Annotated in this window: 12 protein-coding genes and 1 pseudogene; 6 read left to right on the top strand and 7 right to left on the bottom strand. The window is 53.4% G+C overall.

From position 1 onward, the window contains the following. Nucleotides 1–321: 321 nt before the first annotated feature. Entirely contained in the window at nucleotides 322–519 is a 198-nt protein-coding gene (locus HZU72_RS13140) for a hypothetical protein (RefSeq protein WP_180092814.1), read from the bottom strand. Between the two features lie 287 nt (nucleotides 520–806). Here HZU72_RS13140 and HZU72_RS13145 point away from each other — a divergent pair, with 287 nt between their 5' ends. The 6 genes and pseudogenes from HZU72_RS13145 to HZU72_RS13165 all read left to right on the top strand — a co-directional run bounded on the left by HZU72_RS13145 (nucleotide 807) and on the right by HZU72_RS13165 (nucleotide 9,056). Further along, nucleotides 807–1,370, top strand: coding sequence for a recombinase family protein (locus tag HZU72_RS13145; protein WP_180092817.1), 564 nt, complete (start codon nucleotides 807–809; stop codon nucleotides 1,368–1,370). 22 nt (nucleotides 1,371–1,392) lie between these two features. After that, nucleotides 1,393–3,111 carry a class I SAM-dependent DNA methyltransferase gene (locus tag HZU72_RS13150; RefSeq protein WP_180092819.1) on the top strand — a complete coding sequence of 573 codons (1,719 nt, stop codon included), beginning with the start codon at nucleotides 1,393–1,395 and terminating at the stop codon, nucleotides 3,109–3,111. After that, nucleotides 3,101–3,619 (top strand): annotated as a pseudogene (locus HZU72_RS24215) (restriction endonuclease subunit S); the annotation flags it as partial. The gene HZU72_RS13150 and the pseudogene HZU72_RS24215, both read left to right, overlap by 11 nt. A gap of 9 nt (nucleotides 3,620–3,628) precedes the next feature. Further along, nucleotides 3,629–4,561, top strand: coding sequence for a restriction endonuclease subunit S (locus HZU72_RS24220; RefSeq protein ID WP_235976113.1), 933 nt, complete (start codon nucleotides 3,629–3,631; stop codon nucleotides 4,559–4,561). Further along, complete coding sequence (locus tag HZU72_RS13160; protein WP_180092823.1) at nucleotides 4,554–5,735, top strand: DUF4268 domain-containing protein; 1,182 nt, start codon at nucleotides 4,554–4,556, stop codon at nucleotides 5,733–5,735. The genes HZU72_RS24220 and HZU72_RS13160 overlap by 8 nt, the downstream gene beginning before the upstream one ends. 165 nt (nucleotides 5,736–5,900) lie before the next feature. Then, the gene (locus HZU72_RS13165) at nucleotides 5,901–9,056 is read left to right on the top strand and encodes a type I restriction endonuclease subunit R (protein ID WP_180092825.1); all 3,156 of its coding nucleotides are present in this window, start codon (nucleotides 5,901–5,903) and stop codon (nucleotides 9,054–9,056) included. 402 nt (nucleotides 9,057–9,458) lie between these two features. Here the strand turns inward: HZU72_RS13165 and HZU72_RS13170 are convergent, their stop codons facing one another. Genes HZU72_RS13170 through HZU72_RS13195 form a run of 6 tightly spaced genes read right to left on the bottom strand, consistent with a single transcriptional unit; the run spans nucleotide 9,459 to nucleotide 17,431 of the window. Further along, entirely contained in the window at nucleotides 9,459–11,615 is a 2,157-nt protein-coding gene (locus HZU72_RS13170) for an AAA family ATPase (protein ID WP_180092828.1), read from the bottom strand. A gap of 47 nt (nucleotides 11,616–11,662) precedes the next feature. Next, on the bottom strand, nucleotides 11,663–12,115 hold the full coding sequence (locus HZU72_RS13175; protein WP_180092831.1) for a VPA1267 family protein: 453 nt from the start codon (nucleotides 12,113–12,115) through the stop codon (nucleotides 11,663–11,665). Nucleotides 12,116–12,134: 19 nt separating this feature from the next. Next, nucleotides 12,135–12,545, bottom strand: a complete 411-nt coding sequence (locus tag HZU72_RS13180) for a hypothetical protein (RefSeq protein WP_180092834.1) — start codon at nucleotides 12,543–12,545, stop codon at nucleotides 12,135–12,137. Next, on the bottom strand, nucleotides 12,538–14,607 hold the full coding sequence (locus tag HZU72_RS13185; RefSeq protein WP_180092837.1) for a site-specific integrase: 2,070 nt from the start codon (nucleotides 14,605–14,607) through the stop codon (nucleotides 12,538–12,540). The genes HZU72_RS13180 and HZU72_RS13185 overlap by 8 nt, the downstream gene beginning before the upstream one ends. Further along, nucleotides 14,607–16,238: a site-specific integrase gene (locus HZU72_RS13190; protein ID WP_180092840.1), complete on the bottom strand. Its 1,632-nt coding sequence runs from the start codon at nucleotides 16,236–16,238 to the stop codon at nucleotides 14,607–14,609. Before HZU72_RS13190 ends, HZU72_RS13185 begins: the two co-directional genes overlap by 1 nt. Before the next feature lie 5 nt (nucleotides 16,239–16,243). Beyond that, nucleotides 16,244–17,431, bottom strand: a complete 1,188-nt coding sequence (locus HZU72_RS13195) for a tyrosine-type recombinase/integrase (RefSeq protein WP_180092843.1) — start codon at nucleotides 17,429–17,431, stop codon at nucleotides 16,244–16,246. Nucleotides 17,432–17,452: the final 21 nt, after the last annotated feature.

Raw genomic sequence — 17,452 nt, forward strand, 5'->3', positions numbered from 1 at the left:
TGGGGGCTAGACACCCCCGGCTACCCGATTAGGCTTGATACCCAAGTTACGATTTAACCAACGACACATATCGAAGACATTTCATTAAGTCCTCGGTGAAGATAGGTTTTATACGCTTCTTTAACTCTTCTTCGCTAATTGATTCACTGGTCTCGATACATAACGATGAATCATTTTGAGTAACCTCAATAATTTCGTCTATTTGTGTAAGGTCGTCGCGAAGTGCACCCAAATACATATCGTAGTCATCAGCTTCGGGCAAGAAAGGGTTAGATGAGGATAGATCTTTTTCATTAACCCGACGTATGTTGAGAATGAATATCATAAATCGTCCTTTGCGCTATTTTTCAAAAAGCTAATGTCGTTTTTGATAAATCGGTAACCCCAATAAGCAATCAAAGGAGACATGAAGACTAAGGCCGCAATAGGTGCATCGCTAGAACCTTCGAATAAAACTGCGAGTGGAAATAGGAAATACAAAATACTTACCACAATAGCGATTCTGTCTTTCTTGTTCATATAAAACTCCTAACGTTGAGTTGCTGGTTCTGAAGCCTAACAGTTTTATTCATGCGCATGCGCGTTTTTCTGGGAAGCCCCACCTTGCCAACAGGTGCCTAATTTACTGATAGAAAAGGGGTACATGCTTTTATTCTCGTAAGGCTCGTTAGAAAAATGCGCATGCGTGTTAACTTTATGACCGTTTGTTGAACGTCAACTAAACTCCCTAAAAAAGCCCTAATTCTCTTGTTTTGTTGATCATAAACCCGTACAACTATCTATGAACAAATTAGGTACCTTTTCTTATGATCATCGGTTACGCACGGGTCAGTACCCAGGATCAACACGCGGAGCTTCAGCTTGACGCTCTCAGCAAGGCCGCTTGTGAGCAAGTTTTTGAAGAGAAGGTGACGGGTAAACTCAGGGAGCGACCCCAGCTAACGCAGTGTTTATCGACCCTGCGCAAAGGCGATACCCTGGTAGTCTGGAAGTTGGATCGCCTCGCCCGGTCACTTAAAAACCTGGTTGAAATCATCGAAGATCTTCAACAACGCGGCATCGGGTTTCGCTCACTGACGGAAGCGATTGATACGACCAACGCGGGCGGCAAGCTGGTATTCCACATTTTTGGTGCGCTAGCCGAGTTTGAACACAGCTTGATAACTGAACGCACTAAGGCGGGTCTCGCTGCCGCACGTGCGCGTGGTCGCAAAGGTGGCAGGCGACCAGCGATGTCGACATCTGATACAAAAAAAGCAGCCGCACTGCTCGCTGACCCGATGATGACAAAAACTGAAGTTGCCAAACATTTTAAAGTAAGCCGAACAACACTGAACGCCTCGCTGAAACGTGAAGGCTTCTCTTTGTAATGCCTATCCCAAGAGAGAGTTTATGAACACCACGGAACAGCAATTTCTCAAGGAGCTGGATGACAAGCTCTGGAAGGCGGCGGACAAGCTCAGAGCCAACCTCGACGCAGCTAACTACAAGCACGTGGTGCTGGGGCTTATCTTCCTGAAGTATGTCTCTGACGCCTTCGAGGAACGCCAGCGTGAGCTACGCGAGCTGTTTCAGCAGGACAACGACGACAATATCTATTACCTGCCGCGTGAAGACTTCAATAGCGACGACGAATACGAACAGTCGCTGGACGAAGAGCTAGAGGTGCTTGACTACTATCGCGAAGCTAACGTGTTTTGGGTACCCAAGGAAGCGCGCTGGAACACGCTGAAATCAAAAGCCGCGCTGCCGACTGGCTCGGTGCTGTGGCGGGACGCCACTGGCAATGACGTCAAGCTGCGTTCGGTGTCGTGGCTGATTGACAATGCCCTGGAGGCCATCGAGCACTCCAACCCCAAGCTCAAGGGCATCTTGAACAGCATCAGCCGTTTTCAGGTGGAGGATGACAAGCTGATCGGTCTGATCAACTCGTTCTCCAACACCTCGTTCTCTACGCCTGAATACGAAGGGCAAAAGCTCAGCCTGCAGAGTAAGGACATTCTCGGACACGTCTACGAATACTTCCTCGGGCAGTTCGCTTTGGCCGAAGGCAAGCAGGGTGGGCAGTATTACACGCCGAAGAGCATCGTCTCGCTGATCGTGGAAATGCTGGAACCATACAGCGGGCGCGTGTATGACCCGGCCATGGGCTCCGGGGGCTTTTTCGTCTCCAATGACAAGTTCATCGAGGAACACGCCAAAGAATGGCACTACGACGCTGCTGAGCAGCGCAAACACATCTCCGTCTACGGACAGGAATCCAACCCCACAACATGGCGCTTGGCAGCCATGAACATGGCCATTCGGGGGCTCGATTTCAATTTCGGCAAGAAAAACGCCGACACCTTCCTGAACGATCAGCATCCCGACCTACGCGCTGACTTCGTGATGGCCAACCCGCCGTTCAACATGAAGGACTGGTGGAGTGAATCGCTCGCTGAGGATGCGCGTTGGAAGTACGGCACGCCGCCGAAAAATAACGCCAACTTCGCGTGGCTGCAGCACATGCTGTACCACCTTCGCCCAGCGGGCAGCATGGCACTGCTGTTGTCCAACGGCTCCATGAGCTCCAATAACAACAACGAAGGCGAGATTCGCAAGCGGCTGGTGGAAGAGGATCTGGTGGAATGCATGGTCGCGCTGCCGGGGCAGCTGTTCACCAACACGCAGATCCCCGCGTGCATCTGGTTCCTGACCAAGGACAAGACCGGCGGCTTATCACCTAACGGGGTGAAAAAGCGCGCGCGTAAGGGCGAGGTACTGTTCATCGACGCTCGCCAACTGGGCTACATGAAGGATCGCGTACTGCGTGACTTCGCCGCTGAAGACATCGCTAAGGTCGCGGACACCTTCCACGCGTGGCAACGCGACGAGAGTTACGAGGACGTCGCCGGGATCTGTAAATCCGCCAAGCTCACTGACATCCAGAAGCACGACTTTGTGCTGACGCCGGGGCGCTACGTGGGTGCGGCTGACGTGGAAGACGACGGTGTACCCTTCGCCGAGAAAATGGCAAACCTGACCGAGCAACTTCGCGAGCAGTTTGACGAGAGAGAGCGGCTGGAAGCTAAGATCAAGCGCAACCTTGGAGGGCTGGGGTATGAGCTCTAATTGGCCTCGGGTCACTATCGGCAGCTTGATTGATCGCGGTGTCATTACGGCTCATAAAGATGGCAACCATGGCTCAAAATACCCTCGTGCGGCAGAGTTTGGTAACGAAGGAGTTCTCTTCCTTACCGCAAAACTCCTTGATGACTCCGGGAATATTGATTTTGAAAGTGCGCCACGACTTTCGGAGGAGAAAGCAGACAAGTTTACTTTTGGCTTTTTGAAAAAGGGTGATGTATTGCTTTCCCATAATGCAACTGTGGGACGAGTTGCCATTGTTCCGAACATTGAGGAGAGAGTTCTCATTGGAACTTCTCTGACACATTACAGGTTGGACACTAGCAAGCTACTACCGGGGTATTTAGCTGCTTATTTTTCCGGCCGAGAGTTTCAAAACCAACTGGCTGCTGTCATGAGCCAGACTACACGAAACCAAGTTCCAATAACTTCTCAGAGGACGTTGAGTGTAGTTGTCCCAACAATTGTAGAGCAGCAAAAAATAGCTGATACGCTAGATTGCTTGGATAGCAAATTCCAGCTCAACCACCGCATCAACCAAACCCTCGAACAGATGGCCCAAGCCCTGTTCAAGAGCTGGTTTGTCGACTTCGAGCCGGTGAAGGTCAAGGCCGCAGCGTTGGAAGCGGGCGGCAGCGATGAGGATGCGCTACTTGCCGCCATGGAGGCGGTATCAGGCAAAACAACGGATCAGTTGGTCACGCTAAGCGCCGAACAGCCTGAACGCTATGCCGAGCTGCGTGCCACCGCCGCGCTATTCCCCTTAGCGATGCAGGACAGCGAGCTGGGCGAGATACCGGAGGGGTGGGAAGTCAGCCAGATTGGCGATGAGGTAACGGTTGTTGGTGGCGGCACTCCATCAACCAAAAAGCCTGAGTATTGGGAGGATGGCCACATTCATTGGACGACCCCTAAAGACCTGTCGAACTTGCCCGACAAGGTGCTGATTGATACCGAGCGCAAGATTACCTCGGTAGGACTCGCCAAAATTAGTTCAGGGCTGTTACCGGTCGATACCGTACTGATGTCCTCTCGTGCCCCTGTCGGCTATTTGGCACTGGCAAAAACGCCTTTAGCGGTTAACCAAGGCTACATTGCCATGAAGTGCGAGCATCGCCTGTCACCGGAGTTTGTTGTTCAGTGGTGCGCCGCTTTCATGCCTGAGATAAAAGGCATGGCGAGTGGCACCACGTTCGCGGAAATCAGCAAGAAAAATTTTAAAGTCATTCCGTTGGTAGTGCCTTCCGCTAATGTGGTCAAAGCCTACTCCCAGCATGTCGTACCGTTCTATTCAGCGATAGAGTCCAACTTTCGCGGGTCCCGCGCTCTCAGCGAGCTGCGTGACACCTTGCTCCCCAAGCTACTCTCGGGCGAGCTGACGCTGCCAGACGCCGACGAGGCGCAAGCCGAGCCTCAGGACGTGGCCCATGTATAAAATCGACTCCACCCAAAACCGCATCGCGCCACTGGAAGCCAAGCGCTTCGGCGAGCTGGGCTTTACCGAACGCAAACACCTGCAGGAGTGGCTGGAAAACTGCCCGCAGGCGCTGGCACAGGGCGACGGCGAAGAGCTGCTGATCATCCAGAAGGAGTTCGACGGCTTCGACGACACGCGCGAGCGGTTGGACCTGCTGGCGGTCGATAAAGACGGCAACTTGGTGATCATCGAGAACAAGCTCGACGACACCGGACGTGACGTGATCTGGCAGGCGCTCAAGTACGCCGGGTACTGTGCTAACCTGAGCAAATCGCAGGTCGTCGACATCTACCAGCGCTACCTCAACCAGAAAGCGCAGGAAACCGGACAACCACCTGCCAATGCCGCCGACAGCCTTATCGAGTTTCTGGAGGTCGATGGGCTGGAAGCCGCCCAGATCAACCGCATCAAGACCCAGCGGCTGATCTTCGTCGCGGCCCGTTACCGCAAGGAAGTCACCAACACCGCGCTATGGCTAAGCCAGTTCGGCATTGCCTGCCAGTGCTTCAAGGTAACGCCCTATCAGGCCGGTAACGAGCTGTTTCTCAACGTTGAACAGATTATTCCGACTCCTGAATCCAGCGAGTTCATGATCGGCATGGTCGCTAAAGAGGACGAAGAGAAAAGTGCTGACACCGAACAGAAACAACGCCATACCTTACGCTTGGCCTTCTGGGAGCAGACACTAGAGGCCTTCAGCCACAGCAACTGTGCGTTGTACAACAATATCAGCCCTGCCAAGGATCACTGGCTTAGCGCAGGCTCCGGTATCAGAGGGATGCCGTACCAACTGATCTTCGGAAAAAACGAGGTTCGCGTCGGCTTGAGCCTGCAAAACAGTCAGGCCGAGGCTAACACCTTCGTTTTTGAGCGCTTGGAAGCGCAGAAGGACGAGATCGAGGCGGCCTTTGGCCACCTATTGGTCTGGCTTCCGTTGTACAACAAGAAAGCCTGCCGAATTCAATACGCCAAGGCCGTGGACGGCTACGACAAGGCCAACTGGCCGGAGATGATCCAGTGGCTGGTTACCCACATGACGCAGCTCGAAGTCGCACTGCGCGATCCGCTTAAAACCATCAACCAAAAGCTCAAGCACAAAACATTCAAGGCCGTTGAGGTCGCTAACGACTGAGACGCGGAAAACGCTTAAGAGACAAAAACGAGAACCGGCGCGTACACAGAAGACTGTGAAGAGGCGCCGAGCATATTTCCGACAAGCATAACGCCGCTTCAGGGCATGTCCAATGATAGATATAACCCGTGCTGAAGGCGGTAGCAACGGAACAGGGAGCAAGGGATGACCGAGGATCAACTGGAGCAAACGTGCCTCGAATGGTTCGCCGATAACGGCTGGGACGTCGTCAACGGGCCGGACATTGCCCCTGACGGGACGCAACCGGAGCGCCGTGATTACCGGCAGGTGCTGCTGTTAGGCGACATTGAGCAGGCCGTAAAGCGTATTAACCCCCACCTACCCGAGGATGCGTTGGAACAGGTGGTCGCGCAGGTCAGCAAACCCGAAAGCCTCGACCTCACCATTAGCAATCGCGCTTTCCACCGCTTGCTGCTCGATGGTGTGCCGGTGAAGTACAAAGATGGCGATGACGAGGTTCACGACCGGGCGTTTTTGATCGACTTCACCCATATAGGTGAAAACCGCTTCCGCGCCGTCAATCAGTTCACCATTGAAGGCACCAAACAACTGCGGCGGCCTGATGTCGTGTGCTTCATCAACGGCCTGCCACTCGCGGTGCTGGAGCTAAAAAGCCCCAACGCGGAAAACGTCGATATCTGGGATGCCTACAACCAGATTCAGACCTACAAAGACGAAGTCAGCGAGCTGTTCGTGTACAACGAAGCTATCGTTATCAGCGATGGTTTCAACGCGCGCTTGGGTTCGCTCACCGTCAGTCAAGAGCGCTACATGCCATGGCGCACCATCAAGCATGAAGACGACAAGCCACTGCTGGAGTGGGAACTGGAGACCATGGTGCGCGGCTTTTTCGATCGCGAGCGGCTGCTGGATTACGTCCGTTACTTCGTGTTGTTTGAGACCGTCGCTGACCGGCTCATCAAGAAAATCGCCGGGTACCACCAGTTCCATGCCGTGCGCGAAGCCGTGCATGCCACCGTGATCGCGGCACAAGCACCGAAGGAGAACACACAGGGCGAAAGACGCGCCACTTATGGCGATGAGCTGAAGCCGGGCAGCAAGAAAGCTGGGGTCGTCTGGCATACCCAAGGCTCCGGCAAGAGCATCTCTATGTGCTGCTACGCGGGCAAACTGCTGCAGCAGCCGGAAATGCACAACCCGACGCTGCTCATCGTCACGGACCGCAACGACCTCGACGGCCAGCTCTTCGCCACCTTCAGCAACGCCAAAGAACTGTTGAAGCAGACACCGGTTCAGGCCCACGATCGGGATGAGCTGCGCCAAATGCTCGCTGAGCGCGAGTCGGGCGGCATTATTTTCACCACGGTGCAGAAATTTGCGCTGCTGGAAGGAGAAGTTGGGCACCCCATCCTCAACGATCGACACAATATCGTGGTGATCTCCGACGAAGCCCACCGCAGCCAGTACGGTTTGAAGGCCACGCTCAAAAAGGACGGCAGCTACAAATTCGGCTATGCCAAGCACATGCGTGACGCCGTACCTAACGCGTCGTTCATTGGCTTTACCGGCACACCCATCGCGAGCGAAGACAAGGACACTCGCGCGGTATTCGGCGACTACGTCTCGGTCTACGACATACAAGACGCCGTCGATGACGGGGCAACGGTACCGATTTATTACGAATCGCGCTTGGCCAAGCTGGACATCAATCGCGAAGATATCGAAGCGCTGTCGGACCAAGTCGAAGAGGTCTTCGAGGATGAGGAAGACGTCGGCACGCGCGAGCGCGCCAAAGGCATGTGGAGCCAGCTGGAAAAGCTAGTCGGGGCCGGGCCGCGTTTGAAGGAAGTCGCCGCTGATCTGGTCAACCACTTCGAGACGCGCAGCGCGTCTATCGAAGGCAAAGCCATGATCGTGGCCATGAGCCGGGACATTTGCGCTCACTTGTACAACGAAATCTCCGCCCTTAGGCCCGAGTGGCACGACGCCGACCCGGAAAAGGGCGCTATCAAGATCGTCATGACCGGCTCGGCGTCGGATAAACCCCTAATACAGCCGCATATTTACAACAAGCAGACCAAGAAGCGGCTGGAGAAGCGTTTTAAAAACCCTGATGACCCGCTCAAGCTGGTGATCGTGCGGGATATGTGGCTGACCGGTTTCGATGCACCTTGCTGCCATACCATGTACATCGACAAGCCCATGAAAGGCCATAACCTGATGCAGGCCATTGCCCGCGTGAACCGGGTGTTCAAGAACAAGCCGGGCGGCTTGGTGGTCGACTACATCGGTATTGCCAATGAGCTGAAGCAGGCGCTGAAGACCTACACCGACGCCAAAGGTAAAGGTCAGCCCGCCCACAGCGCGGAAGAGGCCTACGCCGTGCTATTGGAAAAGCTCGATATCATCCACAGCATGTTCGCCAAAGGCCCGAAGGGCGAAGGCTTCGACTACAGAGGCTTTGAAGACCACCCCAACAAGCTGCTGGTACCGGCAGCCAACTACATACTGGGGCTGGAGGATGGCAAGAAGCGTTTCCTCGATACCGTGCTGGCCATGAACAAGGCCTACTCCTTATGCAGCACCCTCGATGAAGCCCGCGACCTGCACAAAGAGATCGCCTTCCTATCAGCCATGAAGGCCGCCATTACCAAGTTCACCAGCGTTGACCGCAAGCTCACCGAAGACGAGAAGAACACGGCACTCAAGCAAATTCTGGACAATGCACTGGTCTCTGAAGGTGTTACTGACGTGTTTGCGCTATGTGGTCTCGACAAGCCCAACATCGGTCTGCTGTCCGATGAGTTTCTCGAAGATGTCCGCCAAATGCCGTACAAAAATTTCGCGGTCGAGCTGCTGGAAAAACTGCTGAAAGACGATATCAAGGCTAAGACCCGCAGCAACGTTGTACAAGAGAAGAAGTACGGCGACCGCCTGCAGGAAACACTGCGCAGGTACAACAACCGGGGCATCGAGACCGCGCAGGTGATTGAAGAGCTGATCGCCATGGCCAAGCAGTTCAAAGCGGAACTGGAACGCGACGCGGCATTGGGCCTGACCCCGGACGAGGTCGCCTTCTACGATGCGCTGGCCAATAACGAAAGTGCCGTGCGTGAACTTGGCGACGAGACGCTGAAAAAGATCGCGGTCGAAATCACCGACAAGCTACGCAAGTCCACAACCGTCGACTGGCAGGTACGCGAAAGCGTACGAGCGAAGCTCCGCATTCTTGTTAGGCGCACGCTGCAACGCTATAAGTACCCGCCTGACAAGGCCATAGAGGCGGTGGAATTGATACTCAAGCAAGCCGAGGTGCTGTCGAATGGATGGAGTCAGTGATCTGAACTGTTGGCATAGAGGGCACATTGGCTATCAGGTGGGATGAGAAATTACATACCATCGTACATGATGTGTAATCCATACTCTGTTGAGAAACCTATACCACTCGTGGCTTTCAGGTGTTTATGGGTCAGCTCTAAATGGTAATCCCGCCAAAAATGGGGGGATTGCCAAGCCACTGAATGCGGCGAAATACCATCATCAGCCCCTGGACTTAGTTCGTGTCCGTGGTAAATGGTTTTAGCGATGACAGACGTATTATCCTCATGCAACAGGAAGGGTCAATTTCACACCCGGCCCTCGGTTACGAAGAACTAAAATTAACACCTTCCTGCTGATATCTTCACGACAAAATAGTGCTTGGATTAAAGCGCTTACTGTCCTGCCGACGCTCTTGAAATATCAGATAGTTCTTTGCTCCATGTGTGAATTCTTCAAGAGCTCAGGCAGCGAAATGTACCGTCGTGCAGCGGAGGCCGGGGCGAGAATGCTTGCGGCCGCTTCCTCCCGATTCCCGATAAGTACGACCTGATCCACTGCACGGGTGATTGCGGTGTAGATCAAGGCCTGGTCGAGCAGGCGCGACCGACGAATCGGCACGATGACTCGCGAGAATTGTGACCCCTGCGACTTGTGAACGGTGATTGCATAGGCGTGACTGAGCGATTCAAGTTGCGTGGTCTTCAACGTGTACTCAACGCCTTCGAAATCGACCCGACAGCAGTCACTCTCTGCATCCACGACAGGCAGCGCCTCAATGATCCGGCCCAACGAACCATTGCGCAGCCCAAGCGTGTAGTCGTTCTTGGTGAAGATGACCAGATCACCGACCTTGAATGGCACATATTCAAGTGACTTGGCGGGCACTACGCCGAATTGCGGGTCGACGCAGCAAACTGGCGTGTCACCACGTCGATAGCAGTCATGCAAGCGCTGGTTCAGATGTTGAACACCGCCCTGGCCGCTGCGTGTAGTAGAGAGAATCTGAACGCTGTAGTCTGCACCATTGCCGCCAAGCTCCTCGTAGAGCCGCACTACGGCTTCATCGAGCGAATATTCCGAGCAGTCAATGAATGATACGCCACTGCCTCGCTCCTGATAGGTCGCATACTCGGGAATAGTATGCCCACGAACAGCCGCAGCTACAGGCAGAATCCCGCTTGTATCCGACTGCCGCTTGACCACTTTTAGCTCTGTTTGGGCAATGGCTGGGTGACCAGTGAGTGCGTGCAGGACAAGACCAGGGCCAATTGGCGGGAGCTGGCTTGGGTCGCCGACCAGGATCAGTCTTGTGCCCGGCGGAATGTCACGCAGGAGCCGATAGAAGAGAATGGCATCCACCATCGACACCTCATCAACGATGACCACCGCATCAATGCCGAGCGGCACTTCGGCAGCCTGCGCGAGAAAGGCGGAAATCGTGCGGCTCTCGCGTCCTGTCGCCTCTTCCATGCGTTGAGCGGCACGCCCCGCAAGTGCAAGCTGATGGATGGCAACGCCAGGCTGCACGGCCTCTAGCGCTTCGTAGAGCGCCTTTAGTACCGTGGTCTTGCCAGTGCCAGCACCGCCCAGAATTAAGCTGAGAGGGGTGCTTACGCTGCAAAATACGGCTTGGCGCTGCTCGGTTGAGAGCGCAAAGCCCTGCGCGCACTCATACTCATAAACAGCCACCTTCACTGTGTCATGATCGACCTCGTTCGCCATGAACATTGACGGTTGTTGGGCCACTTCGCCAGCGGCCATGCGCGATAGGCGCTGGACGATCCCAAACTCGATCAGATAGGTGCCGGTCGGTTGATAGAGGTCGCCAACCTTCCTGTACTGACTGCTCTCGCCGATGGCCAGCGCCTCCTCAGTCAGATCTTTGTCACCGAGCAACGTATTAAGTCGGCGCTTGACCTCCTTTTCCGGCAAGCAGGTGTGACCGTTCTTGAGGCCCCGGTAAAGTGTCTCTTCAACCGCTGCCTCAAGCCGTCTTGGATCATTTTCAGTCACGCCAAAATGACGCTGCGCCAGAGCATCAACCGTCTTCCAGTGAGCCTCAAAGCTGATCAGCGCATAGGGGTTGTCCTCGATTTTCTCCCGCGCCTTCTCGACATAACAGTCGACTACTTTCTGGCCGATCCGCCGCTGCATGCCCACTTGATCGAGCCAGACCAGCGTTTGCGCAACTTGGTATTTCTCAAGGGCATGGCACAGCAGATCTGCCGCTTCGGGGCTGACAACAGCGCTCAGGGCATCTATATCCTTCTGTTCGATGAGCGACACTAGGTCAGGCCCGAAGCAGTCGTAGAGCTTCTGCGCCTTGACCTGGCCCACGCCAGGAATGTCCGAACAGCCGGCAATCCAGGCGATCATGTTTTTGCCCGATGGTCGCAGTAGCTCGGCGTGTACGGCTTCGATTTGCTGCTCATGATTAAAGGTGCTTAGCGCACCACGCAGCTCCCAGCGCTGGCCTTTGCAAGGAAAGGATGCGTCGGATATAAGCGTCCAGCTACAGCGCGCAACGTAGCGACGCCCTTCGGTATCGACACCGGCCATAATGACGCCACCGCGCACTCCTCGACTCAGGACGGACGTGATGGTCAGTTCAACCGAAAGATCTGTCATGGCCGCACCATGCGCCCTGTCTGGGCGAGGTGGTCATCAATCAGCCGGTAGCGCTTGAGCTGCTCGCGCAGCTCTCGCACTTCAGCGCGTAGGGCAGCATTCTGCTCTTCGAGTGCATTTACGCGCTGCTCGGTGCGGTTGTTGATCGTGACAACACGCCGATCTACTGACGCCGAGGCCGCCTCATCTTGAGTCTGCGGCGATTTCTCTCCCTTGCTAGGAAGGGTGCCCTCAGCGCGCAAGCGCGCTTCCAGGGCCTCCAGGGCGGCTTTCACCGCTGGGTTCTGGCGCAGCACGGACTTAGCAAAGCCAAGCTCAGCAGCAACCTCAGTGCGGTTGAGTTGACCTTGCCGCATATAGTCGGGCCAGTCGCCGGCGGTCTGGCGTTCTGCAGCCCACACCTCGAACTTGGCTATGTTTGCTGCGGCTAGTGCTTTTCCGTTTGCCATATTATTGCCCTTACTTGGCCTAGTCGCGCCGGGCCTTAGGAAGAGGCTCCATTAGCCTCTGTTGGGAGAGACCAGCAATGCTGGCGTTGTAGATGAAGCGCTGGGCAATCTCAGCCATATTGGCTACTTCAGCCCTGAGTGCATCGTTCTCTTGCTGTAGCCGCGCAATCTTGTCCATCGCGTCCAGCATGCTTTGGGGCCTTGGAACACCCTCCACCTTGGCGATTGCGTCTTTTTGCTGCTTCTTTTTGACCTGGTAAGCGTTCTTCAGCATTAGCTTGGCGGAGAGTGCTTGGCGGGTCGGCACATAGCCCAGGATGCTTCTTGAGGCAGTGCAGATGTTGTTCCAGTTGAACGCCTCTTGCTGGGGCCAATCGCGGATCATCTTCGCCATTTTTTTTAGCTGTGAGTCGGTAATCGCCTTAGGCATTGTCGGGGCTTCTCAGTAGATCAAGGCAGGCCAGCAGCTCATTGCCGTACTCGATACCCAGCTCCTTCCTGTCCAGCAGCTTTACGCCTGCCGATGCGGCTTTATCATCAATAATTACCTGTTCATGGCTAAAGTTCGTACTATCGGTTAGCTCAATAGGGCTGCCATCAGGGATGCTAGCGTCTTCGAGGATGTTTAAAAGCTGATTGAGGCGCTCAATCTGAGGCTCGGCCACCTGCATCCAGCGCGAGGCAGTACGTTCGCCGTTGTCGACAGCAGCCTTGGCTGCATTGAGCGTCCGAACCAGATGCTCACGGTCCTTAGCTACGGCTCCCACTGCAAGCTTGTCGCCTTTGCAAATCAGTAGCTCTGAGCAATTGAGGCAGTCGGCGAAGCGGTTACACGGCCCAGCACGCCATGATCGACGACACAATCCGTACCGGCTCCTATGAAATGGCCCTTGGCTTTGAATCTCCGCCTCTTCGTTGGTGATCGGCACCTTGTGTGTCTGATCTTGTTGCATCCCCAGAAGTACGGCCCCTTTGCTTGCCGCTTCCTGCGAATCATCATTTAGATAGGTGAGGGTTGATTCGGCGGAATCGCGGCTGCTCCAGATGGTGATGGTATCAATAGCTACCCCGCAGCTACGTGCAAGGCGGTTTAGCAGGTGGCGAAGGCTGTGCGAGTTGAGCTTCGTTGCCTCATAACCATGTCGGGAGAAAAAGCACATTAACTTTTGGCGCCCCTCGGACGGAGCCTTCAAACGACCCGCAAAATAGCTTTGGTTGAAAGGGGACAAAAGGACGGGGCTAGTGCTGTTGCGAACCCCAAATTGGAAGCGTCGGCAGCACATTAATGACTCCGACATTTTGAGCGGTTTATTGCTGTTGCTATCGATTGGTTGCTGATAAGGAAAGTGAGGGTTCAGCAGTCGGTGCTCATCTAGAACGATTTTCCAAAGGGAATTAAGTGTGAATCCGGTAAGTGCGTAACTGCCTGTGCGTCTTTGCATAAAGATTTGACAGCCTTTGGTGTTCAGAAATCCTAGCGCTGCTACCATCTGATCCGGCGTTAGCTCTTGATCATCTGAAACCTCAGGGCAGTTCTCATGGCGGTAAAATTTTGTCGGATTACTTTCCATGTAGCGAGCTAGTCGGCGTCCCTCTTCTGTAATGCACTTTAGCCGCTCCACAGCCTCCACGGCGTTAGGCGCCATGATGGCTGGAATTGGCTTGGGAACGAACTCTTTGATTTTCGGTGTCCAATAGTTTAGGTGGTGCTGAATTTTACCGTCCTTATCAGTTCCATCTTGCAGGCAGTCGACTCGCAGCCTTAAGGTCTCACTGATCCGCATTGGTGTGCTTATTAAGAGACAAGTGATGCTAGTAACCATCGTGTCAACATCATCAAGCTTTTGAGTGTAGCCTCGCTTAAATACCTCTGAGATTGCAATAAGGGCATCTTGGTTAGGGAGCTTTGCCGATTTTGTCTCAGCATCTGCGTAGGCACCGTTGGTATACGCGTACGAGGATGTACCGACGTAGGGTTGAATCCAGTAATGAGCGCTGCTGGTCACTATGTAGTAGTCGGCGAGGGTTTTTAATATGTTCAGCAACTCAGTAGCGGTGGACTGGCGGTGTTTCACCGGCCGTAGTATAGACATCGCTTGATCAAAATGGCGCTGATCTACTCTAGTGATATCAGGAGTGCCCATATCTGTTCTGAGCACTACTTCTAAGATGCGAATGGCTGCCATCTCACGAGCTATGGCTTTATGCGGTTTAACCGTATGGCGGTAACGTAGATACGCCTTGGCGAGCTCAATGAACGCCGGATGCATCAATTGGTGCGACTCGGGCGTTTTACTCGGATGTAGGCTCCGGTGCTCATGGTTGATGAACCTGATATTTCCGTGAAGCGTGGGCCAACGGTTGTTTTTCCAGGAGAAGCCAGGTTGGTCAGCCCAAAGGACTAGATGGTCACGTGATAACGTGATCAAGTCTTGCAAATTTTTATGAGCGGTTAGCCCTTTCTTTGGAGTGAATTGTATTATCTGGGACATTATGCAATCCCCAGCTCTATCTTGCGTGTATTGCAACGGTCGATACAGTTCTGCACCGCGAGAATATCAGCTGAGAGATCGATGGGAATGAGCAGATTTCTTGCTCCACCGATGTGTAGCGCCCGGCTTTCTTCCTCCTGTCTTATCAGTAGCGCTTCCAACACTTCCTCATGGGGGGACGTCACCAGCGGCTCGAAATATCTGCAGCGGTAGCAGGGGATGGGGATAGAGGTGGTAGAACAAAAACTTTGCTTCCCACAGTTGCCGACATTTTTTAATTCGCTGCCTTTTGCAAATTCGAGTCGGCTTATCGGGTCGTTGTGGCGACTGGCTTGATCCTCATTATCGATAAGGTTGCCAGCGAATGCCATCGCAAGGGGCATCAGTGCCGGCGCTATCGCCTCGTCCAGTTTGCGAGCATCTTCTGCTGGATCATTGTAGTACTGAAGAAGGCTTCTCTCGTGTGTATGTCCCATCCAATGGGAGAGGACGTGCCGGGCTACTCCTTTCCGAGCCAGTTGGCGAGCGCGGGTGTGACGAAGACGCGTTGCATTAACCACGATTGGTAGGCCAGTGCGGTGGCTGAACGGTGGGACGGTCTTTCTGCGCCCTGTAGGCCGCCAAGACAGTACCTGTGAAACGCCCGCCGACTTCATGTGAAATTGCTGATGATCGAGATTAGTACGCCAGTCGAACCTATAATGTTCCGTCAGTTTGGATACGGCACCAGTTAGACGGTCTGATGTCGTAAATACAGGAAGCATCTCAATCTCGGAATCGGATAGGCAAATACAAAGTTTTAACTCGAAAAGGGTGCGTATCTCCTCGCGTTGAATCTCGAATAGCTTCCATATGTGGTCTGGCACAGGATGATGCTCGAACTTACTGCTGCGAAATCCGGTTTCGGCACTCAAATCCTTTACGCCTGGAAAGCTGACTACCATTCCACTTAAACCTGAGCTATCGTCAGGCGCTGCGATCCGAAAGTCTGAGATTTTTAAGTGAGCAAGCTGCAAAGGCCTGCGTGCGTACTGCATTGATAGCAGCAGCATGAGAGTGTCACTCGTTGAGAATAGGTCGTTCTGGTAGTTTCGCCATACGCTGGCAAGTAGCGCCTCATACTCCTCATCAGTCAGCCAACTCTTCTCAGGATCGTCTGATAGCACATTGAACCGTCGGCCCAAGCGAACCTTCACTATTGAGAGAAGCTGCAGGGCATCTTCGCTAATTGCCATAGGATCGCGCGCTTTCCAAAAAATAAAGAAATTCTTGATAGCACCGAACGCGGTCATGAATGAAGGGATTTTTATTGCTAGTGCAACCCAGGCTGTATCGAGTGAGCTTACTTCAGCGCCTTTCAACGATTTGTTAATCGCACTTACTATAGGGAGAATCATGCTCGGCGCGTAGTCACCCTTAGCCGAGAATTCAAGCATAGATTTCTTGAAGGACTCTTTTGTTTCAAAATTAAGTACGGATAGAGCCTTCGCCATTTTAACGCTTCCTTGACCTATGTGGCGAAAGGTATCTTGATCCCAAATATAATCCGAAGGAGGTAGTTCAGGGCACTTCGTTCTTTGAAGCTCGGGCACATCGTTGGGGCTTTTTGACAGTTCTAAATTCGTTTGCATTATTATTACCCTCGTTTAATGGTGTCCAACGCTATCTCTCTACCGATCTTATTTGCCTGCTCTTGGATATGTCGCTGATTATAAAGCAAAGACATAGTAGAATTCGGCTTCCAGCCCATTAACATCTCCCGCATTACTCGTTCGCTTTCAAAATCCAACCCCTCCTTGTCAGCTTTCTGTGAGAACCTGTAGTTCCAATCGTGGCGAAGAAGGTGAGGGTGTAATGGCTTCAGCATATGAAACATCTCTTTAAGCTTGTTCAAAGCTGAGTTGAATCCGGTCTCGGTGGTTGGCTTTCCTTGCGTGCGCCCAGCGCGATGGTTTACGAAGAATATGTCACTGCCCGAGTTAGGGCGCCAATGATTCAGGTAAGCAATAAGTTGCTGCTCGGCCTCAGGGGAAATATTCACGATGCGCCCAAGGGTTTTCGCCACCGGTTGTCGCACTCGCGAGTCGAACTGGTCGTGGTGGTTGCGCTCGATCCGCAACTGCGCGCTTTCACCTCCGATAGCTTCCACAAAGTTGCCGAGCTTTAGGCTGAGCAGCTCGCCTCGACGCATACCTGTCTCATATAGGATTCGTAGCATGATCACATTTCTCATGCGAGGCCCCTTATCAGCATTTTTATGCACTCCTTCAAGCGGGTCTTTGAAAAGACGTAGAAGTGTTGACTTTGTCTCATTTGAAAGCTTTAGTCCGAGGATACGTTGGGCGCTTGCCGACTTGGATCCGCTCTTACGTGAGACCGCCGACAATAAAGCATTATGTTGTTGATCAACCGCGGCGTTGATATCAGCGTTTAGCTCGGTGATTAGTTCGTTCGATAACCAGCGCAGATATTTGGCCGCGTACGCGATGTACGTATTCGATTTGTGGCGGCTGATGACCTCGCTCTTGCCCCCCCTGCGGCTGGCCGTAAGATGGTTTACCAATTCATCAATCTCGAACTGGCGTAGAAACTCTCTGCGTTGAAAGCGTACTATCATAGATATACCGCTTAGAGCCTCCCATTCGCACACACGTTTTATCGCCTCCAGGTGTACTTTCTGCGTCTCATGCGTGCAGCTGGGACGAACTGAGCGGGCGATGTAACCTGTGGGGTAGTACAATGGGAAACCACCAGTATCAACATCGAAAAGATGAGAAAAACGCTCGCCATCGGAGGCGATGAAATGTTTTATTTTAAAGGTCATGTTTACATTTTTCTCTAGTGT

The sequence above is a fragment of the Vreelandella sedimenti genome (genome assembly GCF_013416325.1).
GTDB lineage: Bacteria > Pseudomonadota > Gammaproteobacteria > Pseudomonadales > Halomonadaceae > Vreelandella > Vreelandella sedimenti.